Genomic DNA, 26,873 nt, shown 5'->3' with positions numbered 1-26,873 from the left:
GTCTTTTTTTATTGTCTGAAACTATAGCATTTAAATTCATGGAAAATTAAAGATTTATTGAGGGAGGATTGTTATTTCATGAAAAAGGCAATATCTTGTGTACTAGCAGTATCTATGTGTAGTGCACCATTGAATGTTTTTGCAGAGCCTATATTAGAGGGAAAACTAAGGGCAGTTGAAAAATCAGTTACAGAAAAGCTAAAGGGGAATCTAGAAGTGGATTTAAATTTTTCACTTCCAATCAAAAATAATGAATCAGAAAGTATAACTGATATACAGCTACAATTAAAAGATGGTAATAATAATAGTGGGATAATAAAACTTGGAGGTAAAAATTTAGGAAGTATAAATATAGGAACAGATACTATAGACTATACTATTAAAAAATTATCTGCCAATAGAAGTGAAGTAAAAGATAAAGATGAAAATATATCATATTATAATATTATGTTCAGTAATTTACCTGTTGGAAAATACAAGGTAGAAGTCTCTGGAAGTGGATTTAAGAGTAAAGAAGTTAAAGATATTGATATATCAAGTTATTCTCAAAGGGTTTTATTAAGTAATAGAGTAAGTGTAGATAGTAAAAATAAACCTTTAAACTATGAACTATTCTTAATGGGAGATGTAAATGGAGACGGAAAAGTAGATAAAAATGATTATAATGAAGTTTTAGAAAATATAGATTCAAATAAAAAAGAATATGATTTAAATAGAGATGGAAAGGTGGATATTGCTGACCTAGACTATGTACATAAAAATCTAGGACAAAATGAAAATGCAAATAGTCTGGAAAGTATAGTACCTACCAATCCTATAGTAGATACAAGTAAAGTAACATTAGAAGAAAATAGTGATACAAATATTCAAGGTACTGTAGAAGACTTGTTTAGTGGAGAAAGTAGTGGAATTACAATATCTCCAGCAAATAAAGAGGATAAAATATCAGAAGAAAAACCAGCAGTAATGGATATAGCTTTATCAGAAGCACTTGATATGGAAGTCATAAATATTAAAGCTCCTGAAGGGAGTGCTCCAGCAAAAGGAATAGTTGAGGTTACAGATAAAGATGGTAATGTTCAAGAGATTCCTTATGAAAACAAAGAGTATGTAAAAACTTTAAAAGAGGAACAACAAGAAGAAGTAAATAATAAAGAAGAAAATACAGAGCAACCTGATAATAACTTAGATAATACTCAAGAAGAAAAGAATGATAAAGAAGAATCAAATTCTAATACAAATGAACAAGAAAACAATAATAAGGAAAGTAATGATAAAGAAAGTTCATCAACTGATAAATCTGATTTAGACAAAGATACACCAAAAGAAGATAATAATATTAGTAAAGATGACAACTCTACGACATCTACATATAGTAGGTCAGCTTTAGAAACATATGCAGATGTTCAAAATAGCGATATAGTGATAAATCTTGGCAAACAAGTAGCAGTGAAAAAGATAACTATAAAAATAACAGCTACAACAGCTAATGATAGAAATCTTGCAGAAATATCTAAAGTTGAATTTTTAAATAATGTTTATAAAGAAATACCAAAGCCAGATATGAATATACCTAAAATTAATAAAATAGCAACTAGTACTGCTGTTGGAAATGAAAAGGTATCTTTTTATTGGAACAATGAAGTGAATGTGTCTGCATATGAACTTATATTAGATACAATTGATAGTAAAGGAAAAGTATTATCAACTAAAAAATTACAAACTAGCAAAAATTCTATAGAGGTTAGAGATATAGATGCATATGGTCTATATAGAGTTAGCATACAGTCTCTAAATGGCGATTGGTCTAGTGGATATAAAGAAGCTTCACCAAGCAATTTAGATGGAGTACCAGAAAATGTGGACTCAAACTATAAGCCTATACAATTTAGCCCAGACAGTATAATAGAGTTTCAAGTTGTTCCAGATACAAGACCAGAGCCACCAGAAGGCATAAGCATTAAAGGTAGATTTAAAGCTCTTGATGTAAGTTGGAAAAATCATAAACAAGCTAAAGATTTTGACTTATATTACAGAGAAAAAGGTTCTAATGGCTCTTGGATAAAATACAATGATAAACTTATTCGAGGAACAAGTTCAAAAATAGAAGGGCTTAAAGATAATACAACGTATGAAGTTAGAATGACAGCTACTAATCACTTAGGTACTAGTGGAATGTCTAAGATATATCTAGGCACAACTGAAAGTGTAGATGCACCAACAACACCTAACTACAGATTGATTAATACTCCTAAATCTGATGCCGGATTTGGAATACCAACTAATCATATAGTTGATGTTACTTATCCAGCTGGATATGATACAAGTGAATATAGTGATAAAAATCCATTTGACAAATTTAATATAGTAGATGGAGACTTCACAACACATTGGACATTCCCAAAATATAATGCAGCTGAAGGAACGAATAGAGGGCCAATCATAACTTTTGATAAAGCTTATACTATGGATACTTTTATGGCTACACCTAGATTTGATGTTTCTGATAAGACTATAAATGACTTTGAGATACAGTATTGGGATGAAAATGGTCAATTACATAATTTAGGCGACGTACCTTTTGAAACAAAGACAGACCCTGTAAATAATAATAAATACGTGATGGTTAGATTAAAAGAACCAATAAATGCGACTAAGATACAAGTTAGTGTTTGTTCATCTTATTCATATAAATCTAATATATCAGAGCTTAAATTCTATGAGTATGACAGTATAGAAAAAGAGGTAAGAGACTTATTTACAGACGATTTACAAGTCGAATTAAAAGAAGGTATAACTCAAGAAAAAATTACAGAACTAAAAGATAGACTTAATACTCCAGATACAGCAAGTGGAGAATATCATCCATATAAGACTGTTATAGAAAGAGAATTAAAATTAGCTCAAGACTTATATAATGATAGAGCAACACTTACTGATGTGACTACTGTTAATCAAGATATAAATGTATCAGGAAAATATAAAGATAAGAGTGGAAACTATACTGTTAAGTCGAATAACTTAGGTATGGGAAATGACTGGCAGGCATTGGGAGTAGCTGCTAGAGCTGGAGATGAAATCACGATATATGTTGGAAGTAAAAGTGGTAAGACTCCTAAGTTAATCTATACACAATACTATGGAGAGTCTGGAGCATATAAGAGTGGAGAAATAAACCTTAACACTGGTAAAAATGTAATTCAGTTGAGTAAACTTCACAGCTTAGATGCAGAACGTGGAGGAAGCTTATATATAAGATACCCTTATGATACTCCAAGTGGTGGAGATATAAAAGTGCGTGTAGCAGGAGCTACTAAGATACCACACCTTAACTTAAATGGAATGATAAATGACAATAGCCCTGAGGGGGTTTCTAAATCTAAAGAAAAAATAAAAACTTATATAGAAGAATTAGCTAAATATAAGGATGAGATAAAAGGAGAACCATACTATCCAGGCACAAATATTGGTAATTCATATGGATATTCAGAAACAACAGGTGTATTAAATACTACTGACATTGAAAGTGACAAAGTAACATTAAACGTTCCAGCAACAGCTGTATATCAAGGAATATCAAAAGGAAATTCTGATTTAAACACACAAGTAGATAGACTATATAACAGTATGCTTGCATGGGAACAAATTATGGATTTAATATACTCTGAAAGAGGAGTATTTAAGACACAAGATTTAGATGGTAATGGAACTATAGACGATAATGAGTTTAATATAACTAAAAATGATATGGCCCCAAAATCTCGTATGAACATAAAATATCAAAGAATGTTTATTGGAGCATTTATGTATGCTTCTGGTCTACATGTAGGAGTGGAATACGGCTCAGTTCCAGGGCTTATGAATGGAGTACCTTTCCAAATAGATGCTAATGGAAAAGCTAGTGGCGGAAGTTTATTTGGATGGGGAATAGGTCATGAGATAGGGCATGTTACAGATATAGGTAAGATGACATACAGTGAGACTAGTAACAATGTACTTGCACTACTTGCTCAGACATTTGATGATGATACACATTCAAGACTTGAAGGTTCTACAATGGATAAGATATATGAACATGTTACTTCAAATAGTTTGGGAATACCAAGTAACGTATTTGAAAGACTTGGAATGTTATGGCAATTACATTTAGCATATGACGATGATTTTACTGGTTCAATGTTAAAGAATAATTCAGATGCTGATTTAGGTAATGATTCATTCTATGCTAAAATTTCTAGAAAATATAGAGCACTTTCAAGTGATGACCCAATAAATAACTTGCCAAAAGACCAAATGCTAGTTGCTATGGCATCAAGTGTCGTTGAAAAAGATTTAAGAGATTACTTTAAGGCATGGGGAGTAGAGATTACACCAGAGCTAAACAGTATAATGGATGGTAAGAAGTTCGAAAAAGAGACTAGGAAGATACAGTATGTAAATGATGAGGCTAGAAGAAAGATTTTAAATGAAAACATATCTAACATGGCAGAAGATACTAAGGTAAGTGCTAGTTTTGCTGATGGAATGCAAAGTGGCTCTTTAGTTAAATCTAATAAGATATCTATAGATTTAGATGTTGATAAAGACAAAGATAAAATATTAGGATACGAAATAATAAGAAGTGATGGAAACTACTTAGATGGTGAAAATGGAACTCAAGTAAAATACAGAACAGTAGGTTTTGTGGATGCAAAAGGAAATAGTAAAGCTCAATTTATTGACAATATATCTCCTCTTAATAACAGAGCGTTTACATATAAAGTAGTTGCATATGACTATCATTTAAATCCAACAGACGAGTTTGAAGTTGGTACTGTAAAATTATCAGATGAAGGAAAAATTAATAAGTCAGCATGGTCATTTATAACAAATACTGTTTCTGATGGTGACGTTAGAAGTGAAAATGACTCACATGGACCACTACAAAATCCTGAAATTGATAATATAAAAGATAATGATGCAAGCACTACTTATAAAGGAAAGAGAATTAGTAAAGCTGAATGGAACAAAGACCCACAAAAAGACCCAGATATAAATGTAGAAGAAAATCCATATATAATAGTAGATATGAAAGAGACATTACCTATAGTTGGATTAAAGTATACAAAACCAAAGACAGAAGCTAGAAAGTTCTCACTAAAAGGACTGTTTAGTCTTAGAAAGGATACTAGCACAACATATAGTCCATTGACTACTTACAAGATACAAGTAAGTAATGATAAAAAAACTTGGGAAGATGTGAGTCAAGGAACTTTTGAATATGGACAAGACTTAGTTGGTGGAAGAAAAGACCAAGACAATGAAGCTAGAGTTACATTTAATAAAGATGGTAAGCTTTGGACATATCAAGCTAGATATGTAAAATTAATATCTAACAATAAGTCTAATATAGAAGTTGCAGAGTTAGATATAATAGGGCCTCCAGGCGACAATATAGAGATTGGAACAGTGAATAGTGTAGACCAAACTCGTACTAATGGAATTGGAAAGTTAGCAGAGGATTATATCTATCAAAGTGATGACCCTGATACAAGTGAAGATGAAACAGCTAAGATTCCAGCAGGTTCAATAGTAATTACAGGGGAATATAGTGGAAATCCAGCATTTAACTTACCATTACTTATAGATAAAAATAATAAAACTATCTCTGGAGAAGCTCTTTTATTTGCAGAGGTGCCAAAAAATGGACAATTAGGTGAGATAAGTAAAGGGACATGGGTTTATTATATGCCAAAAGAAGACTTCAACTCTTTGAGTGATAAGGTTAAAGCAGAGCTTTATAGATACAATGACCTTCAGGGAGATATTCCAGTAGGTCAGAGATTTGTAAGTGATACAATGTATGTACCTGTGGGAGCTACAACTTATGATGAGTTAAAGACGATAAGTCTTACTGATAGTAATAGTAAAGCTAGAAAGGCTACAATAAGTACTATTGATGTGAGTGATAAGAAGGTAATTACTGTGAATAATAAAGTAAAGAGTAATATTGTCAGAGATAAATAGTATGTGAAAGTCTGAAAAGACTAAGATATCAGTATGATATTGGGCATTTTGTGTGAGTAGTAGCTAAAAAAGTTTTGAAAAAGCAATTTGTCAAAAATAAAGCATATATAATGTAACTATAAATTTAGGGTAATTTATAAATTAAATATAAGAAGCTAGATGGATAAAGGATTTTATTCATCTAGCTGATGATAGATAAGGACGGGTGTTAATGAGTAAAGGAAAATCTTTTATAAGAACTATTGCAGTATCGAGTATGGCAGTAGCTATAACTGGAAGTGCGACATTTGCATATGCTGCTCCAGTGCTGCAAGGGACAAAGACGTATGAAAAGGTAAATACTATAGATATTTCTGTGGAGTCAGTAGAGAATATAGTGTATTCGTTTCAAGCCAGTATAAAGGTGCAAGGTGAGGTTGAATTAATAGATAATGAACCAGGTCAAAAGATTAAGTGGTCTGATAATATATCAAAGCAGATAAAAAATGGAAATGCTAATGCTAGTTATGTATCAACATATGATAAAACAAGTAATACAACTACATTGGATATATATGTAACATCAAGTGAGAATTTTTTGGATGGAAATACATTAAATATAGGAAAAATATCAGTAAAGAAATCTAGTGGAAATACAAATATAACATATAAGATTGTAGGAAATGGTACAGATATTAAACCTGCATTAAAAATTGTAACTTATAATAGTAAGACTATAGACTTTAAAAATATTACTTCTAGTGATGGAGAAAGTTTTAGTATTGTTGAAGAGAATGAAATTAAACCAACAGGAGGTAGTGGAGCTAGTAAAGTTGACCCAGAAAAGTATGAAATTAGTCAAGGAGATGCTTTAGAATATCTAATAAATAATTTTGGTACAAGTTATTATCTTGTAAATAGTACAATAGAAGAAAATAGTTCAGATTTAATCACAAAACTTGAACTATCTCAGAAAAGAACAAAACTTAGAAAAGCCATAGCAAATAAATATGTGGAAATTAAAACTCCTAAATCCTTAAAATCTATAGTTGAAAGTGAACTATCAAAACTAGATGCAAATTCGACTACATCTGGAGGTTCAAATAATACAGATAATAGTTCAGGTGGAACTTCTGGAGGAAATTCAGGTGGTGGAAGTTCGAGTAATTCTGCATCTAATGTAACAGTAAAAAAATTAAAAGGCTCAGATAGATTTGAGACAGCAGTTAAAATTTCTCAAAGTGGTTGGGAAAAATCAGATACAGTCATAATTGTAAATGGAGAAGACAAAAGTATGGTAGATGGGCTTACAGCTACGCCACTTGCTAGTGTAAAAAACTCACCAATTCTTTTATCTTCAAATGACAAGCTTCCTCAAAGAACAGTAGAAGAAATAAAAAGATTAAATCCATCAAAAGTGATTGTAATAGGTGGAAATAATTCTATGCCAAATGCAGTGATTGAATCAATTAAGGCTATAAATTCAAAAATATCAGTACAAAGAATAGGTGGAGGTACAAGATATCAGACTTCTATTAATATAGCAAAAGAAATTGATAAGACAAATAATGTAAACAAGTTGTATATAGGAGCAGGAAATGGAGAAGCTGATTCATTATCAATAGCATCATTAGCTGGAAAGGAAAAAACTCCAATAGTGCTTACACAAAAAGATGGTGTAGACAATGAAACTGAACAGTTTATTAAATCAAATAAGGTGTCAAATATATACTTTATTGGTGGAGTGGAAAAAATATCTAATAAAGCCATTGAACAAGTTGGGAAAATAGTAGACAAAGATATATCAAAAAATAGAGTTGCAGGGCAAAGTAGACAAGAGACAAATGCAAAAGTAATAGATAAATTCTATTCTCAATCTAAACTTGATGGAGTTGTAGTTGCAAATCAAGACAAGCTTATAGATGCTTTAGCAGTTGGACCATTGGCAGCTAAAAATAATTCACCAGTTGTACTTGCTACAAACATGTTAGATAAATCACAAGAAATTTCATTGAAAAATAAAAATTCATCTAAGTTATTTGAGATAGGTGGAGGAATAGCTTCATCTGTAGTAGATAAGATTAAGAGTTTAATTGAATCAAAATAAGTATCAAAGTAAATGTAAATAAGTAAGCTTAAAATAAGAATGTATTTAGATATAAATCATATGTCTAAGTACATTCTTATTTTTATTTATATTGTCTTAATAATATTATAGTGGAATATGTAGGATGATTTAAGTGGAATTAAAATTAATTTATAAAATAATGTAAATTATTTTTATTAATGAAATATATTTTATAAATATTTAAAAAACAACTAGAAATAATTTTGAAATTTTTAATAAAATAAAATATTAATATATAGACGGGATATATTTATATAAGATATACTTTATAATATACAAAAAATAACAAAATAATTAAAAAAAGGTAAAAATAATATAAATATAAAATATAAAAATCATCAGGGGGATATGAAAATGAATAAAAAAATATTATCATTAGGTCTAGCAATATCATTAATCTTGGTAAACTTCAAAAGTGTAAATGCATCATCAGTAGTAGAAAAAATATATGGTAAAGATAGATATGAAACAGCAGCAAAGATAGCTGATAGACAAACTTATGAAACAGTAATTTTAGTAAATACAGAAAAATCACTTGCAGATGGATTAAGTGCAAGTGGATTGTCAGGTGCCACAAAAGCACCAATATTATTTACACAAAAAAATAAGATACCAGCAGAGACAAATAGATGTTTAAAAAATATCAAAAGAGCATACATAATAGGTACAGAAGATACTATAAGTAAATCAGTAGAAAAAGAACTGGATTCTAAAAATATAGAAGTCAAGAGAATTGGTGGAGAAGACAGACTAAAAACGAGTTATTTAGTAGCTAAAGAAATATCAACTATAAAAAAAATTGATAAAGTACTATTAACTAACGCATATAGTGGAGAAGCAGATGCAATGAGTGTATCATCAGTAGCTACTAGAGATGGAGTTCCAATAATACTTACAGATGGAAAGAGTGTACCTTTTGATGTAAAAGATGTTCTATCATATTGTATAGGCTCAGAAGAGATAATGAGTAACTCTCTAGTTAAAAATACAAACTCAGTAAGAATAGAAGGAACTGACCGATTTGAAACTAATAAAAAGGTAATAGACTACTTTTTTAAAAGTGCAGATGGATTTTATGTGTCAGATGGCTATCAGTTAGTAGATGCTATAGCAGCTGCACCACTTACTAAAGACTATCCAATGGTATTAGTAAATGATGGTAGTGATAAGAATGTATTAGAAGGAGCTAAACATATAACTTCTATAGGTGAATTGAGTAATAAGGTAATACAACAATGTGTAAGTGCATCAGAATCAAATGGACAACCTCCAACAATCACAGTAGGGACTACAGAGATATACAAAGGTGAGAAGTTCGATGGTGGGAAGTTGAATATAGTAGCTAAAGATAATACTGGGAAGGTATTGCCAATAAAAATTGATGGATTTATAGACACAAATAGAGTAGGTGCATACATATTGACATTAAAGGCTACAGATGAATGGGGAAAAAGCACAGAAAAAAGAGTAGAAATAAAAGTGCTAGATGATAAAACTCATGATTATAATAGCCCAGAATTTAAAACAATGGTGTCTACTGAAATGTATAACCTAATTAATTCCTATAGAAAAGAAAAAGGCAAAGAACCTTTGGTAGTGTCTAGTAAGCTAGAGGGTATGGCAAATGCATGGTCTAAGTATATGATGGATAAAAAAGTTTTTGCACATTATATAGATGGTAAAAATGCTCCACAAGTATTTTCTGATTTTGGAATGAGAAGTGAGGAAAATATAGCATATATTTATATCAACTCTAAAAATGTCCAAACTACTCAAGATGCAAAAGATTTAGCAAAAGCTATATTTGAAGTATGGAAGAAGTCTCCTGAGTACAATGCAAATATGCTTAGTAATGAGTTCTATAGTACTGGATTTGGGCTTTATATATTATCTGATGGTCAGGTGCATGCTACTCAAGAGTTTTTAAATGGCAATTAAGTTGACTTGTAAAAATTTCCATAAATCTTGTTTTTTTATTAATTTACTGATATCATAAAATGAAAATCACATCTAATGTACTTTTTATAATCTGCTTTGTTATCATCTTACAGATTACGGTATCTTAGATGTTTTTTATTTTAGTAATTTATAAATTTTGAGGGAATCACTACTGAGGATGTAATTTATGATTAGCTGAATTATATAAAAAATTAGTAGGAGGGGTTCGATGAAAGCAAATAAGAGAATATTATCAATAGGATTGGCAGTATCATTAATAATGGCAGGAACACTAAACATTAATGCACTTTCAAGTATAGAAAAGATACAAGGGAAAGATAGATATGAGACAGCTGCAAAAATTGCGCAGAAGCAAACATATGAAAATGTAGTATTAGTAAACACAGACAATACTCTAGCAGATGGGCTTAGTGCAAGTGGATTAGCAGGGGCAGTTAAAGCACCTATATTATTATCTCAAAAAAATAATATACCATCAGATACAGAAAGTATGTTAAAAGATGTAAAGAAGGTCTACATAATAGGAACTGAAGATTCAATAGGGAAGTCAGTTGAAAATAAATTAAAGCAAAAAGGTATAGAAGTTAAAAGAATAGGTGGTAATGATAGAATAGAAACAAGTTATCTTATAGCAAAGGAAATAGCTTCAATAAAGACTATAGATAAGGTTTTTATAACTAATGGGTATAAAGGTGAAGCAGATGCAATGAGTGTATCATCAGTAGCATCAAGAGATGGTGCCCCTATAATTTTAACTGATGGGAAAAGTGTACCATTTGAGAAAAAAGAAGGTGTACAATGTTATGCACTTGGTTCAGAAGAAATAATAAGTAATGACCTAGTTAAGAAAACCAATGCAGTTAGATTAGCAGGAGAAGATAGATTTGAAACTAATAAAAAAGTTATAAAACATTTTTATAGTTCAGCAAAAGAGTTCTATCTTTCTAAAGGATTCCAATTAGTGGATGCAGTTGCTGGTTCTTCTATAGCTAAAAATGCACCAATTGTATTAGTTGATGGAAGTAGTGATAAGTCTGTACTTAGAAGTGCTGATAAAATCACAGCACTAGGAGGAATAGATGAGAAAACACTACAACAATGTTTAAGTGCATCATCATTGGATGCAAGTGCACCAACAATAACAGTTGGGAATCTAAATGTATATCAAGGAGATAAGTTTGATATAGGTAAGTTAAATATAGTTGCGAAGGATAATAAGGGAAATGAATTAAAACCAGAACTTATAGGAGAAGTTAATACTGATAAGGTTGGTAAATATAAAGTGACTATAAAGGCTACTGATATTGGTGGAAAAACTACATCAATAAGTGTAGAGATAAATGTACTTGAATATAAGACTAATGATATGAATAGTACTGATTTTAAAATGATGGTTTCTAGTGAAATGTACAATTTGGTAAATTCTTATAGAAAAGAAAAAGGGAAAGAGCCATTACAAGTATCTAAAAATTTACAAGGAATGGCAAATTATTGGTCTAGATATATGGCTGATAAAGGAGAATTCGCACATGTAATAAATGGTAAAAATGCTGCTGAAGTATTTTCTGGTGGAATGAGAAGTGAAGAAAATATAGCTTTTGTTCCACTTACTACAAAGAGTACTTATACAACAAAAGATGCTAGAGAAGTGGCAAATGTAATATTTACAGTTTGGAAAAAGTCTGATAAATATAACGAAAACATGTTAAATAGCAACTTCGCGTACACTGGATTTGGATTATATATATTACAAGATGGACAAGTGTATGCTACTCAAGAATTTCTAAATAAATAAAATTAAATTTATTAGGTTGTTACATCTTGAAATTTTGGGTATAAAAATTCATATATCTGGAGAAAATAGTAATTTAAAAAAATAGCTTGCAAAAAGAATAAAAATGGATTATTATAGAGATGTGAGAAATATTAGGAATATATGGATGATTATTCTATGTACATAATAAAGAGATGTAATTTTAATATAATGTTGGGAGGAATTTAAGAAATGAATAAGAGAAATATAGCAATAGCTATGTCAGGTTTAACAGTTTTAGCTTCGGCTGCTCCTGTATTTGCAGCAATAACAGAAGTAACTGTTGATGAAAGTTATACAACTGTGCAAAAAGATTACAAAACAACTTTAAAAAAGATACAAGAAGGTATATTAAACAAATCAATAACAGCAATAAAAGTATCATATGATGGAAATGTAGTATCAAATTTTACTGTTACTGGTGATTTATCAGTAGCTTCTAATCAATTTTATAATCTTGTAGAACCACAATTAAAAAATATGGATGATGGGGATTTAGTTGAATTTGCTATTTCATATTCTTTAAAAACTAAAACTTATTCTGAAAAGGAATTAAATGCAATTGCAGAAACTTTATCAAATCAAATAGTTATAAGAAAAGCAACTGCAAGTAGTCCTGGTTTAGTAGAACAAGATACAGTAGATAATACAAAGGTAAAAGCTGCAGGTAAAAATTTAACAGCAGGTGATTTCTATACATTTAAAGTAGGTTTAATTAATGCTTCTGATGCTTCTGAAGGATATGAACTTGAAGCAATAGCAAGAACTGATAATGCAGAAATGCTTGCTAAGTATAAATATGCTTTTACAGACACTGATACTGATACATGGGATGGTGCTGGTGTGCTTTCTGCAGCTAAAGCAGGAAATGTGAAAATAACAACTGGGCAAGTCGTAGATCAAGCAGCTTCTTTTGTAGTTACACCAGATTCGTCTGGTAAGACAGCTAAGGTAGCTGATATAGTACTGAATGCTGATGCAAAGTTTAACAAAGGAACTATAAATGTAAAAGTTATAAATGCAACAGAAACAACAATAGATGTTGACTCTAAATCTAGCACAAGTGCTGAAGATTTAGCTAAAAAATATGTATTTAAAGATTCAGAACTAGGTGAGATTTTAGATGTTTTAAAAACAACAAAAGGTTATGATGACGAACTTGTACAATTAGTTAATGGTAAATACCAAACAGTTGTTTATCCAGAAGGAAAAAGATTAACAACTAAAGGTGGAGAAGAAACTGCTCCTGTTAAATTAATAATAAAATCAGATAAAGTTAAAGACTTAAAAGACTATATAGATGATTTAAAAACATATAATAATAGTTATTCAAATGTTGTAACAGTAGCAGGAGAAGATAGAATAGAAACAGCTATAGAATTAAGTAACAAGTATTATAATTCTGATGATACTCATGCTATATCTAGTGAAGCAGCAGATAGTATTGTTTTAGTTGGTTCTCAAGCAATAGTTGATGGACTTGTTGCATCACCTTTAGCTTCTGAAAAGCATGCTCCTTTATTATTAACTTCAAAAGATAAATTAGATTCAAACTTAAAATCTGAAATAAAGAGAGTTATGGATTTAAAATCTACAACTGGTATAAATACTACTAAAAAAGTTTATTTAGCTGGTGGAGTTAATTCTATATCTAAAGATGTAGAAAATGAATTAAAAGATATGGGACTTAAAGTTACAAGATTAGCTGGAGATGATAGATATGAAACTTCTTTACAAATAGCTGATGAAATAGGTCTTGATAATGATAAAGCATTTGTAGTTGGTGGAACTGGATTAGCAGATGCTATGAGTATAGCTCCAGTTGCTTCTCAATTAAAAGATTCTAATGGGAAATTAAATGCTACAGATGGAGATGCTACTCCAATAGTAGTTGTAGATGGAAAAGCTAAAGATATAAATGCTGCTACAGAAGATTTCCTAGACAATGCTCAAGTTGATATAATAGGTGGAGAAAACAGTGTATCTAAAGATATAGAAGAAGCTATAGATGATGCTACTGGAAAAGAGCCTAATAGAACAAGTGGTGAAGATAGACAAGCTACTAATGCTGAAGTAATGAAGGAAACTGATTACTTTGAAAAAGCTAGTGTAGAAAACTATTTTGTAGCAAAAGATGGTTCTACTAAAGAAGATCAATTAGTAGATGCTTTAGCAGCAGCACCAGTTGCAGCTAACTTTGGTTCAACTTATGATGGTAAAAATGCAAATGGAACAGTTTCTCCAGCACCAATAGTATTAGCTACTGATAGCTTATCTTCAGACCAAAATGTAGGTGTAAGCAAATCAGTTAAAGATGATGGTGGAAAGAACTTAGTTCAAGTTGGTCAAGGTATAGCTAGTTCAATAATAAACAAAATGAAAGATTTATTAGATATGTAATCTGAGTTTTAATAAAACTTTAAATATAAAAAGACTTCTCATATGAGAAGTCTTTTTTACTATAAAAATAAATGCAAAATAAAATAGAGGCTATAGTTAGCCTCTATTTTATGTGAGAAATACCTAAATAAAAAGATGTTTAATTTATTTAAGTAAAATCATTATACTATAAATTAAAATAATTGTCTACTATTATGGATTTTTAATGTATAATAGTAATTGGACAATAGAAAAGGAGGTACTTATATGTCAGTTATAGATGCGATACTTGACAAAGCAGATGAACAAGAAATAAAGAAATTAAATGTTATAGTAGATAAAATAGATGCACTAGAAGACAGTATGAAAAACTCATCAGATGAAGAATTAAAAAATATGACAGAGTTATTTAGAAATAGACTGAAAAATGGAGAAACTTTAGATGATATACTTCCAGAAGCATTTGCTGTAGTTAGAGAAGTATCAAGAAGAAAACTTGGGATGCGTCAATATAGAGTACAGTTAATTGGTGGTATAGTAATACATCAAGGTAAGATAGCAGAGATGAGAACTGGTGAAGGTAAAACTTTAGTTGAAGTAGCACCAGTGTATTTAAATGCTCTTACAGGCAAAGGGGTACATGTAATCACAGTAAATGATTATCTAGCAGAACGTGATAAGGAGCTTATGCGACCAGTTTACGAATCTCTTGGTATGACAGTAGGAGTAATTATAGCTAACCAAGACCCAAATATAAGAAAACAACAGTATAAATGTGATATAACTTATGGTACAAATAGCGAATTTGGGTTTGACTATTTAAGAGATAATATGGTACCAGATTTATCTTATAAGGTACAAAGAGAACTAAATTTTGCCATAGTAGATGAGGTAGACTCAATATTAATAGACGAAGCTAGAACTCCACTTATAATTGCTGGAGATGGAGATGAAGATTTAAATCTTTATGAGCTAGCAAATAACTTTATAAAAAATGTTAAAGAAGAAGATTTTGAGATGGATAGGAAAGAAAAAACCATAGCATTAACAGCAAAGGGTATAAGTAAGGCTGAGTCGTTTTTTGGTATAAAGAACATTACTGATATAAAGAATATAGAATTATATCATCATATAAATCAAGCTTTGAGAGGTCATAAGCTTATGGAAAAGGATGTTGACTATGTTATTTCAAATGGAGAAGTAATGATAGTTGATGAATTTACAGGAAGAGTAATGGATGGAAGAAGATTTACAGATGGACTTCATCAAGCTATAGAGGCTAAAGAAGGTGTTGAAATAAAAAATGAATCTAAAACCATGGCTACAGTTACTTATCAAAATTTCTTTAGACTGTATGAAAAGCTTTCAGGAATGACTGGTACTGCAAAGACAGAAGAAGGAGAATTTGAGTCAATATATAAATTAAATGTTGTTCAAATCCCAACTAACAAACCAGTTATTAGAGCCGATTTACATGACAAAGTATTTAAAACAGAAGAAGAAAAATACAATGCTGTTGTAGAAGAAATAATAAGGATACATAAGACTAGACAGCCAATACTTGTTGGTACAGTTTCTGTTGAAAAGTCTGAGAAGTTGTCCAAAATGCTTAAAAAGCAAGGCATAAAACACCAAGTCTTAAACGCAAAACAACATGATAAAGAGGCAGAGATAATCTCTAAAGCTGGTAAATTGGATGCTATAACAATTGCCACAAATATGGCAGGTAGAGGAACTGATATTTCTTTAGGAGCAGGAGATAAAGATGAAGAACAAGAAGTTAAAAATTTAGGTGGTCTTTATGTTATAGGAACAGAAAGACATGAGTCAAGAAGAATTGATAACCAGCTTAGAGGTCGTTCTGGTCGTCAAGGCGACCCAGGTACATCAAGATTTTTTGTAAGTCTTGAAGATGATGTAATAAAACTTTATGGTGGAAAAACTATAGAGAAACTTATGAAGAGAACAAATTCAAAGGAAAATACAGCTATTGAAAGCAAAGCACTTACAAGAGCTATAGAAAGAGCACAAAAAGGTGTAGAAGGTAAAAACTTTGAAATAAGAAAAAATGTCCTTAAATATGATGATACTATAAATGAACAAAGAAAAGTTATATACAATGAAAGAAATAAAGTTCTAAATGATGAGGATATTCAAGAAGATATTCAAAAAATGGTTAAGGATATTATACAAGAAGCAGGAGAAACTTATTTAATTGGAAGAAAAAGAGATTATTATGGATATTTTAAACATTTATACAGTACATTTATGCCAGCAGATACATTATTAATTCCTGGAGTAGATAAAAAAAGTGTTCAAGAAATAGTTGATAGCACTTATGAAATTTCAAAAAGAGTTTATGACTTGAAAAAGATGATGGTTGGTATTGAAAAGGTTGCAGAGTTGGAAAAGACAGTACTTTTAAAAGTAGTTGATCAATACTGGATAGACCATATAGATGCTATGGAACAATTGAGACAGTATGTAGGTCTAAAAACTTATGCTCAAAAAGATCCATTTAAGGAATATGCTTTAGAAGGATACGATATGTTTGAAGAACTAAATAAAAATATAAGGGAAACAACAGTACAATATCTATATAAATTTAATTAAAAATGATAACTTAGATTACCTTCATTAAAAATAGGTAATAATAAGTATTTTGATTTATATATGATAAGATTATAATTAAATTAATAAATTCATATAAATGAAAAAGAAGCTGAAAATCAGCTTCTTTTTCTGTGTGAGAAATACGGAAAAAAGAGATGCTTGAAATTTCTTTCTTCCATTTAATATTATACTATAAAGAAGATGAAAAGTCTATCAGTTATAAACTGGATTATAAAAAAAAATTACAATTTTGTTACTTTTTTGTATACATAAATGCTTAAAAAATAAGGTATAAAAAAGAATTTCATACCAAATGCTTAATTATTACAATATAGCCTATTTATTGAAATAATATCAAATATATATTATAATTGGTAAATAAGGAAAAAATGATGAAAAATTGAATTTTTTAGGGGGAAAATACTATGAATAGAAAAAATCTTTCTATAGTTATGGCAGCTGCAATGATAAGTACATCAGTAGCTCCAATTTTTGCTGCAGAAACTACACAGGTAAAAAAAGAAACAATAACTAAAAAAGAAGCTACAGAATTAGTTTCAAAAGTTAGAGACTTAATGTCTCAAAAGTATACTGGAGGTTCTCAAGTTGGACAACCAATATATGAAATAAAAGTTGGTGAAACTTCATCACAGTTAAAAATAATAACTAATATAGATGAATTAGAAAAATTAGTAAATGCTTTGGGAGAAAATAAAGAACTTCTAGTAACTATAACAGACAGAGGGCATACAACAAACAGTGCTAATGAAGTAGTTGCTGAAGCAATTGAAAAATATGAAAACTCAGCAGACCTTTCAGCTGAAGCTAATTCTATAACAGAAAAAGCTAAAACTGAAACTAATGGAATTTATGGAGTTGCAGATGTAAAGGCTTCATATGATAGTGCTAAAGACAAACTAGTTATAACTTTAAGGGATAAAAAAGAAACAATAACTTCTAAAACTATAGAGATAAGTATTGGTGATGAAAAAATTGATTTAGTAGCAAATCCAGTTGATTCAATTGGAACAAACTTAGACCCATCTGTAGAAGGATTTAAAGTAAATAAAATAAATAAGTTAGGTTTAGCAGGAACTAAAGACATAGCTGATGTTAAATTAGCTGAAATAACTATAAAAAATAGTGACCTAAATACAGTTTCACCACAAGATTTATATGATGGATATAGATTAACTGTTCAAGGTAATATGGTAGTAAATGGTACATCAAAATCAATTAGTGATATTTCAGCAAAAGATTCAGAAACAGGAAAATATAAATTTACTGTTAAGTATACTGATACATCTGGAAAAGCTATAGAGATTACTGTAGAAAGTGCTAATGAGAAGGATTTAAAAGCTGCTAAAGCTGCATTAGAAGGAAATTCAAAAGTTAAATTGATAGCTGGAGATGATAGATATGCAACTGCTGTAGCTATAGCAAAACAAACAAAATATACTGACAATGTAGTTATAGTTAATTCAAATAAACTAGTTGATGGATTAGCAGCTACACCACTAGCTCAATCTAAAAAGTCACCTATATTATTAGCATCTGACAATGAAATACCAAAAGTAACTTTAGACTATATAAAAGATATAATTAAGAAAAGTCCATCAGCTAAAATATATATAGTTGGAGGAGAATCAGCAGTATCAAATACAGCTAAAAAGCAATTAGAATCAGTAACTAAAAATGTTGAAAGACTAGCTGGAGATGATAGACATACAACTTCTGTAGCAGTAGCAAAAGCTATGGGTTCTTTTAAAGATGCATTTGTAGTAGGTGCGAAAGGTGAAGCTGATGCTATGAGTATAGCTGCTAAAGCTGCTGAACTTAAGGCTCCTATAATAGTAAATGGCTGGAATGATCTCTCAGCAGAAGCTATCAAATTGATGGATAGAAAAGAGATTGGTATAGTTGGTGGTTCTAACAATGTATCTAGTCAAATTGAAAATCAACTTATTGATATTGATAAAGATAGAAAGGTTCAAAGAGTTGAAGGAGAAACAAGACACGATACTAATGCCAAAGTCATAGAAACATATTATGATAAATTAGATAAACTATATATAGCAAAAGATGGATATGGAAATAATGGTATGCTAGTGGATGCATTAGCAGCAGGTCCTTTAGCAGCAGGAAAAGGTCCAATACTTCTAGCTAAAAATGACATAACAGATTCACAAAAAAGTGCTCTTGATAAAAAATTAAATCTTGGTGCAGAAGTAACTCAAATAGGTAATGGGATTGAATTGACAGTAATACAAAAGATAGCTAAAATACTAGGTTGGTAATAAATCTATACTGTGGAGAAGATTCCTTAATATATAGGAATCTTTTTCTACAGTTTAGCTATTTATTGTAGATTATAACATTTTATGAAATAGGAGGATATAGTAGTGGTAGATGCAACTTTATTTTTTACACCACATCAAGATGATGAAACTTTAAGTATGGGTAGTGCCATAATTGAGCATGTTGAAAAAAGTGATACACACGTAATTTTGTGTACAGATGGTAGTAAATCAATAATAAGGAAAGTTTTAGATGATGGAGGTACATGTTCCTATCATATTAAAGATGTGCATAAGTATTCTCTATCAGAAAGTGAATTTTCAAAAAATAGAGATGAAGAATTCAAAGATAGTTGTGAAGCAATGGGTGTAAAAGAAAGCAATATACATATAGAAGATAATAGAGCACATGATGGTGAGTTAAATAAAGAAAAAGCAAGAGAAATAATTCTTAAGTATCTAAAAGAATATCCAGATGCGAAAGTAAAAACAGTTACTCCATTTAAAGCTAGTGGAATACATGAAGACCATAGAGCATTAGGTGAAGCAGCTTTAGAATTGTATAAAGAAGGTAAAATAAAAGACTTAAGATTTTATGTAGAACCATATGACTACATTGATTTTAAAAAAGTTAATCCAAATGTAGAAGTATGGGAGGTATTACCTAGCCAAGAAGAGAAGTTATTAAGTGCAATGAATTCATATAAGAAATGGAATCCAGAAAGTGGTCATTACGCTATAGGGTACCATTCAGTAAAATCCCACTTTGATGAACTAGCTACAAGTAAAATACAGTATGTTCATGCTCCATAAAATATTATTAAAGAATTAGGAGGTAATAATTAATGAAAATATCAAAAAAGATAGTGTCATTATTAACTATAACATTTTTATCTGTTACATTGTATGGAAATACATCTAATGCGTCGACCAAGGATACGCTAACAGGTTCTGGTAGATGGGAAACTGCTATAAAAATAAGTCAAGCTGGATGGACAAAGTCTGATAATGCTATATTAGTAAATGATAATTCAATAGCAGATGCTTTATCAGCTACTCCATTTGCAAAAGCAAAAAATGCACCTATATTATTAACTCAAAGTAATAAACTGGATAGTAGAACAAAAGCAGAATTAAAAAGACTTGGTGTAAAAAATGTATATTTGATAGGTGGCTCAATTGCAATAGGTTCAAATGTTGAAAAGCAATTAGATGCAGATAATATAAACTTTGAAAGAATATCTGGGAGTAGTAGATATGAAACTTCTTTAAAGTTAGCAGAAAAATTAGATAAGGAAAATTCTATATCTAAAATAGTTGTGGTAAATGGAGAAAAAGGACTTGCTGATGCTGTAAGTGTTGGAGCTATAGCAGCTCAAGAAAATATGCCAATAATACTTTCTGATTCAAATGATGGAATTGAAGTAGCTGATAATTTTATAGATAGTAAAGGTATAGAAAAATCATATGTAATAGGTGGGACATATTCTATTTCTAATTATGTAGAAAGAAGTTTACCAAATGCTACAAGAATAGCAGGAGAGAGTAGAAGTGAGACAAATGCAAAGATTATAGAAGAATTCTATAAAAATACTGATATAAAAAATATTTATGTTACAAAAGATGGTACAAAGAATAAGAATGATTTAATAGATTCTTTGGCAGTAGGAGTATTAGCTGCAAAAAATAGTTCTCCGATAATTTTAGCTGGAAATAAACTTGATACTACACAAAAAGAGATTTTAAATACTAAGATTATAGATAAAGTTACTCAAATTGGTGGTTTAGGGAATGAAGATGCTGTAAAAAGCATAATAGATATGCAAGAGAAGACTAAATATACTGTAGAAACTATTGATGAGTTAAATGTTGCTATTAAAAAGGCTGATGCAAATGATGTAATAATATTTGATCCAGAGAAAGATACTAGTATAAGTGATTCATTTAAGATAGAAACAAATAAGGCTATAACTATAGAATTTGATGGAGTATTCAAAAAATCTATAACTATAGACATGCCTAATGGAGATGTAAAGAATTTTGGAGAAATATCCAGTGATATAAGAATAGATAATATAAAGAAGGGTACTTTGATTAATGAAGGTAGTATACAAGGTATAGATATTTATTCTAAAAATGGGTGCAAGATAGAGAATACAAGTGATGGAGATATATGGATTATAACTATAGATGCTGATGCTAAAGATGTATATATAGAAAATGATGGAGATATAACAAAAATATCAAATAATGCACCAGGAGTCATAGTAAAAAATTCTGGAAAAATTGATTTAGTAAATGGTAATGAGCAACCTGCAATTAGTGGGAAGAAACCAACAACTAACGATACTGAATATAATGACGAAAGAGCACGTGGATTGTCTGTTAGTACAAAACCTTGTTCAATACCTGAAAAAGACCATGTGAGAGTGACAATATCTAGTGAGCCTAAAAGTTCAAGATATAAGATTTATTATAGAGTTGTAGAAGATAAACCTTCTGCTATGTATGTGGGAGAAAAAATTAGTGTGAGAAATTGGGATTTGGCATCAAAGTCAGATGGTTCATTTGTAGAAAAAGCTAAAGATGGATCATATATAGAAGTTGTTGAAATAAATACTTCAACTAATAAAGTTACTCGATGGGGAAGATCAAACTCAACTGATGATGGATTTTAAAGTGTAAATGAAATTTAAAAAGTAGATTACTATTTATAGTAGTCTACTTTTTACTTTCTAAAAATTATCATCTTACTAAATAAATAATTTAAAACAATAACAACTATATTAGTGAAAACCTTCACTATAACATCATTTACAAAAAGTAAATCAACCATTATATACATAATAACCATTTCTATAATACCAGAAATCAATCTAAAACTAACAAAGGACAAAAACTCCTTAAACAAGAACTTTAACTCAACTCTTCTACTTTCAAACACAAAAAACTTATTAGTAACATAAGCAAATAAAACAGCAAGTATCCATGCCAAAGCATTTGCAACCATAAAATTAAATAAAATAACTCTAGTAAAAAATAAATAAGAAACTATATTTACAAGGGTGGTAAATGCTCCAAAAAATAAATATAATATTGTCTCTTTATGTTTTTTAAAAATCAAATATAACCCTCCCAAACTAATTAAATATAACTATTCTTGAAGATTCTAACACATTTTAGTATAACATATCCATTAATTAATAAATCAATACATTATAAAATATCATAAAAAACAAAATTATAGCACTATACAATTAATATGCACTTATAATCCATATTTTATCAAAATAAAATATGACCTCGATTTAGAAATCTGATATAATAAAAATTAAATACATACAAGGGGGTAAATATGAGAAAGTACAAATCAAAAAAATTGTCAAAGCTACTGGCATTGTTGACAGTTTGCTTTTTAATAGTGTCAACAGTACCTGTATCAGCAGAAAACAATAAAACACTAGATGGAGTAGAAACTGCAGAATACTCTGAAAGCTATCTTCAATACCTAGAAGATGTCAAAAACGGAGACACAGCAAAATATAATGGAGTAATACCAGTTCCGCATGAAATGGAAGGTACAATACTTCAAAATAAGGGAAGAAGCACTCTTCCATCATCATACAAAGCGAGTGCATCGTACAATCCAATAAATTTAGGATTGACTACACCAGCAAAAAATCAAGGAAATCTTAATACATGCTGGGCATTTTCTAGTATGTCAACTTTAGAATCATACTTAAAGTTAAAAGGTTATGGAACTTATGACCTTTCAGAAGAACACTTTAGATGGTGGTCAACTGGTGGAACATATGGATGGAATTTAGATGATATGTCAGGTAGCTCAAATGTAACAGCTATAGGATATTTGACTGCATGGGCAGGACCTAAATTAGAAAAAGATATACCATATAATCTTAAATCTGAAGAACAAGGTGCAACTAGACCTTCAAATATGGATACTGCACCAACTCAATTTAATGTAACAGATGTTATTCGTCTTGGTAAAGATAAAGAAACTGTAAAAAATGCTATAATGCAATATGGTTCTGTTACATCAGGATATGCACATTATTCAACATATTTTAATAAAGATGAAACAGCATATAATTGTACAAATAAGAGAGCACCTTTAAATCATGCTGTAGCTATAGTAGGATGGGATGACAATTATTCAAAGGACAACTTTGCTTCTGATGTTAAGCCAGAATCAAATGGAGCCTGGTTAGTAAAAAGTAGCTGGGGAGAATTCAATTCTATGAAAGGATTCTTCTGGATTTCTTATGAAGACAAAACTATTTTAACAGATACAGATAACTATGCAATGAAATCAGTATCAAAACCAGACAGTGACAAAAAAATGTACCAACTTGAATATGCTGGTCTTAGTAAGATAATGTCAAATAAAATAACTGCAGCAAATGTATTTGATTTCAGCAGAGATTCTGAAAAACTTGACTCAGTTATGTTTGAAACAGACTCTGTAGGAGCAAAATACGAAGTATATTATGCACCAGTAGTAAATGGAGTTCCTCAAAACAATTCAATGACAAAACTTGCAAATGGAACAGTATCATACTCTGGATACATAAATGTACCTACTAACTCTTATAACCTCCCAAAAGGGAAAGGTGCAATAGTAGTAGTTATAGATAACACTGCAAATCCTAATAGAGAAAAATCAACTTTAGCATATGAAACTAACATAGATGGATACTATCTATATGAAGCTAAAGCAAACTTAGGTGAAAGTTACATACTTCAAAACAATAAATTTGAAGATATAAATACATACAGTGAATTTTCTCCTTGCAACTTTGTTATAAAAGCTATAACAAAAACATCTTCTGGACAGGCTACTTCAGGAGAATCTTTAACTGGAGCAGACAGATATGAAACAGCAGTTAAAGTTAGTCAAAAAGGGTGGACTTCTTCACAAAATGCAGTATTAGTAAATGGAAATGCAATAGTGGATGCTTTAACAGCTACACCATTTACAGCAGCAATTGATTCTCCAATCCTTTTAACAGGAAAAGATAACTTAGATTCAAAAACTAAAGCAGAATTACAAAGATTAGGAACTAAAAAGGTTTATCTAATAGGTGGAGAGAATTCTTTAAGTAAGAATGTACAAACTCAACTTAGCAATATGGGTATATCAGTAGAAAGAATTTCTGGTAGCGATAGATACAAGACTAGTATATCTTTAGCTCAAAAACTAAACAGTATAAAATCTGTTTCACAAGTTGCAGTGGCAAATGGTGTTAATGGACTTGCAGATGCAATAAGTGTTGGTGCAGCAGCAGCTGATAACAATATGCCAATAATACTTACTAATGAAAAGAGTGAGTTACAAGGTGCTGATGAGTTTTTAAATTCATCAAAAATAACTAAGTCTTATATAATTGGTGGTACAGCTACTTTATCATCAAACTTAGAAAGCAAGCTTTCAAATCCAACAAGACTTGCAGGAAGTAATAGAAATGAAACTAACGCTAAGATAATAGACAAATTCTATACTAATTCAGATTTAAAATATGCTTTTGTTGTTAAAGATGGTTCAAAAAGTCAAGGTGACTTAATAGATGGACTAGCAGTAGGAGCATTAGGTGCTAAAACTGATTCACCAGTAGTTCTAGTTGGAAATAAATTAGATGAAAGTCAAAAGAATGTTCTTAAATCTAAAAAAATAGAAACTCCCATTAGAGTTGGTGGAAATGGAAATGAAAGTGCTTTTAATGAATTAAATAGTCTTTTAGGAAAATAATAAATATAAAGATAGTAAAGCTATACATTTTATTATTAGAAAATATTTAATATAAGTTTATAGATATAAAGTAACAAAATGGAGTGTCTCAAAATGAACTTTTTAGTTCATGAGGCACTCTTTTTGTATGAAATAAAATATATTTTTAGCATTTCAACAATGAAAAAGAGGTTTATCTCTATTTTGAGATAGCTCTTTTTTTATTGGGTGAGGAAAAATGTAATAAATTTAAACTGTAAAATAGTGTAAAGATATTTTATAATATAAATATAGTAAGATTTTAAACAAAATAAGGGGGTAATAATAATGAAAGCACCAAAAACTATTTTAACAACATTGACAATAGCGCTTACTTTAAGTAGCATTTCTATAACTTCATCATATGCACTTACAGAGGAAAAAATAATAGGTAATGGAAGATATGAAACTGCTGTAAAGATAAGTCAAAAGGCGTATGGTTCTAGTACTAATGTAGTACTGGTTAATGATAAGTCGTTAGCAGATGCTCTTTCAGCCACACCATTTGCAAAAGTTAAAGGAGCACCAATACTTTTAACAGAAAATAATAAGTTGGATGATAGAACTAAAGCAGAGATAAAACGTCTAGGAGCTAAAGACATTTATTTGATAGGTGGTACTGTTGTTTTAAGTAAAGATATAGAAAATCAATTGAAAAGTGAAGGATTCAATGTAGAAAGAATTAGTGGTAATGATAGATATGAAACTTCATTGATTTTGGCTAATAAATTGAAAGACATAAAAGATGTTAAGGAAGTGGCTGTAGTAAATGGAGAAAAAGGTCTAAGTGATGCTGTTAGTGTTGGAGCACCAGCTGCTCAAAACAACATGCCTATAATATTATCTAGTCCCAAAGATGGAGTAGAACCATTTGAAAAATTTATAAAAGAGGAGAAAGTTATAAGGGCATATGTAATAGGAGGTACAAATTCTGTCTCAAGAGCAGTAGAAAAGAGTCTTCCTAATGCAGAAAGATTGAGTGGAAAAGATAGAAATGAAACTAATGCGAAAGTAATAGAAAAGTTTTATACTGATACAAGTTTAAGTAATCTATATGTTACCAAGGATGGAAGTAAAAATGAAAATCAGCTTATAGATTCATTAGCAGTTGGAGTATTAGCCGCTAGAAATGAGTCACCAGTCGTTTTAGTTGGTGATAAACTAAACACAAAACAGAGAGATGTACTTAGTACGAAAAAATTAAGTACAGTAACACAAGTTGGTGGAAATGGAAATGAAGAAGCTTTTGACGAGATTAAGAGTCTACAAGATAAGACTGTTTTTGAGGCAAAAACTGTTGAAGAATTAACTGATATGATAAATATTGCAAGCCCTAACGATATTATAAACTTTAATCCAAAAGAGGATACTGTAAATGAGGCTTTTAGAATGGTAACAAATAAGCCAATAACTATTAATATAAAAGGCGATTGCTCAAAAACGGTTACAGTAGATATGCCTAATGGTGAAGTAAATAACTATGCTACTTTAGTAAATGTTATAGTTAGAAATATTGGAGAAGGTGGATTTAATAATCATGATACAATAACTATATTGTCAGTTCGTGACAAAAATGGTAGAGTTATAGAAAATACTAGAAATTCAGATATAGAAACAATGATGATATTGGCATCTGCTAATGATACAAAATTAATTAATGATGGTTATATAGGAAAGCTTATAGACAACTCATCTAATAGTGACATAACTAATCATGGGACTATAGATAAAAAAGTAAATCAGGTTGAGGATTTAGAAGCTAAGGTTGATTCAATAGAAAAAACTATAGATTCTATAAGCCAGAAAATTAATAAGATACAAGATATATTAGATAAACTTGGATTTCTAAAGAAGTTTCTTAATTAAAAAGATGTATATTTAAGAAAGCTATATTTTAGAACTATATCTGAAGAT

12 protein-coding genes are annotated in these 26,873 nt (G+C 30.0%); 11 read left to right on the top strand and 1 reads right to left on the bottom strand.

What is annotated here, in order from left to right:
* Positions 1–78 precede the first annotated feature (78 nt).
* The 9 genes from Q3287_RS06285 to Q3287_RS06245 all read left to right on the top strand — a co-directional run bounded on the left by Q3287_RS06285 (position 79) and on the right by Q3287_RS06245 (position 21,852).
* Positions 79–6,006, top strand: a complete 5,928-nt coding sequence (locus Q3287_RS06285) for a M60 family metallopeptidase (protein WP_407963700.1) — start codon at positions 79–81, stop codon at positions 6,004–6,006.
* 211 nt (positions 6,007–6,217) lie between these two features.
* Positions 6,218–8,092 (top strand): cell wall-binding repeat-containing protein, encoded by a 1,875-nt coding sequence (locus Q3287_RS06280; RefSeq protein WP_407963699.1) that lies wholly within the window; start codon positions 6,218–6,220, stop codon positions 8,090–8,092.
* A 369-nt stretch (positions 8,093–8,461) separates the two neighbouring features.
* Positions 8,462–10,051 carry a cell wall-binding repeat-containing protein gene (locus tag Q3287_RS06275; protein WP_407963698.1) on the top strand — a complete coding sequence of 530 codons (1,590 nt, stop codon included), beginning with the start codon at positions 8,462–8,464 and terminating at the stop codon, positions 10,049–10,051.
* A gap of 229 nt (positions 10,052–10,280) precedes the next feature.
* Complete coding sequence (locus Q3287_RS06270) at positions 10,281–11,867, top strand: cell wall-binding repeat-containing protein (protein WP_407963697.1); 1,587 nt, start codon at positions 10,281–10,283, stop codon at positions 11,865–11,867.
* Positions 11,868–12,077: 210 nt separating this feature from the next.
* Entirely contained in the window at positions 12,078–14,285 is a 2,208-nt protein-coding gene (gene slpA, locus Q3287_RS06265) for an S-layer protein SlpA (RefSeq protein WP_407963696.1), read from the top strand.
* 246 nt (positions 14,286–14,531) lie between these two features.
* The gene (gene secA / locus Q3287_RS06260) at positions 14,532–16,877 is read left to right on the top strand and encodes a preprotein translocase subunit SecA (RefSeq protein ID WP_407963695.1); all 2,346 of its coding nucleotides are present in this window, start codon (positions 14,532–14,534) and stop codon (positions 16,875–16,877) included.
* A 425-nt stretch (positions 16,878–17,302) separates the two neighbouring features.
* The gene (locus tag Q3287_RS06255) at positions 17,303–19,174 is read left to right on the top strand and encodes a cell wall-binding repeat-containing protein (RefSeq protein WP_407963694.1); all 1,872 of its coding nucleotides are present in this window, start codon (positions 17,303–17,305) and stop codon (positions 19,172–19,174) included.
* A gap of 105 nt (positions 19,175–19,279) precedes the next feature.
* A complete protein-coding gene (locus Q3287_RS06250) occupies positions 19,280–19,987 on the top strand; it encodes a PIG-L family deacetylase (protein WP_167640335.1) in 708 nt (235 codons plus the stop codon).
* A 32-nt stretch (positions 19,988–20,019) separates the two neighbouring features.
* Entirely contained in the window at positions 20,020–21,852 is a 1,833-nt protein-coding gene (locus Q3287_RS06245; RefSeq protein ID WP_407963693.1) for a cell wall-binding repeat-containing protein, read from the top strand.
* A 50-nt stretch (positions 21,853–21,902) separates the two neighbouring features.
* On the opposite strand, the gene Q3287_RS06240 is transcribed toward Q3287_RS06245, so the two are convergent.
* Positions 21,903–22,298: a GtrA family protein gene (locus Q3287_RS06240; protein ID WP_407963692.1), complete on the bottom strand. Its 396-nt coding sequence runs from the start codon at positions 22,296–22,298 to the stop codon at positions 21,903–21,905.
* Between the two features lie 231 nt (positions 22,299–22,529).
* Between Q3287_RS06240 and Q3287_RS06235 the strand changes: the two genes are divergently transcribed.
* Together Q3287_RS06235 and Q3287_RS06230 are read left to right on the top strand one after the other, a co-directional pair.
* Complete coding sequence (locus tag Q3287_RS06235; RefSeq protein WP_407963691.1) at positions 22,530–24,941, top strand: cell wall-binding cysteine protease Cwp84; 2,412 nt, start codon at positions 22,530–22,532, stop codon at positions 24,939–24,941.
* A 306-nt stretch (positions 24,942–25,247) separates the two neighbouring features.
* On the top strand, positions 25,248–26,825 hold the full coding sequence (locus Q3287_RS06230) for a cell wall-binding repeat-containing protein (protein WP_407963690.1): 1,578 nt from the start codon (positions 25,248–25,250) through the stop codon (positions 26,823–26,825).
* Positions 26,826–26,873 lie beyond the last annotated feature (48 nt).

Source organism: Clostridioides sp. GD02404, assembly GCF_045898275.1.
Lineage (GTDB): Bacteria > Bacillota > Clostridia > Peptostreptococcales > Peptostreptococcaceae > Clostridioides > Clostridioides difficile_A.
This window is presented reverse-complemented; position numbering and strand designations above follow the sequence as displayed.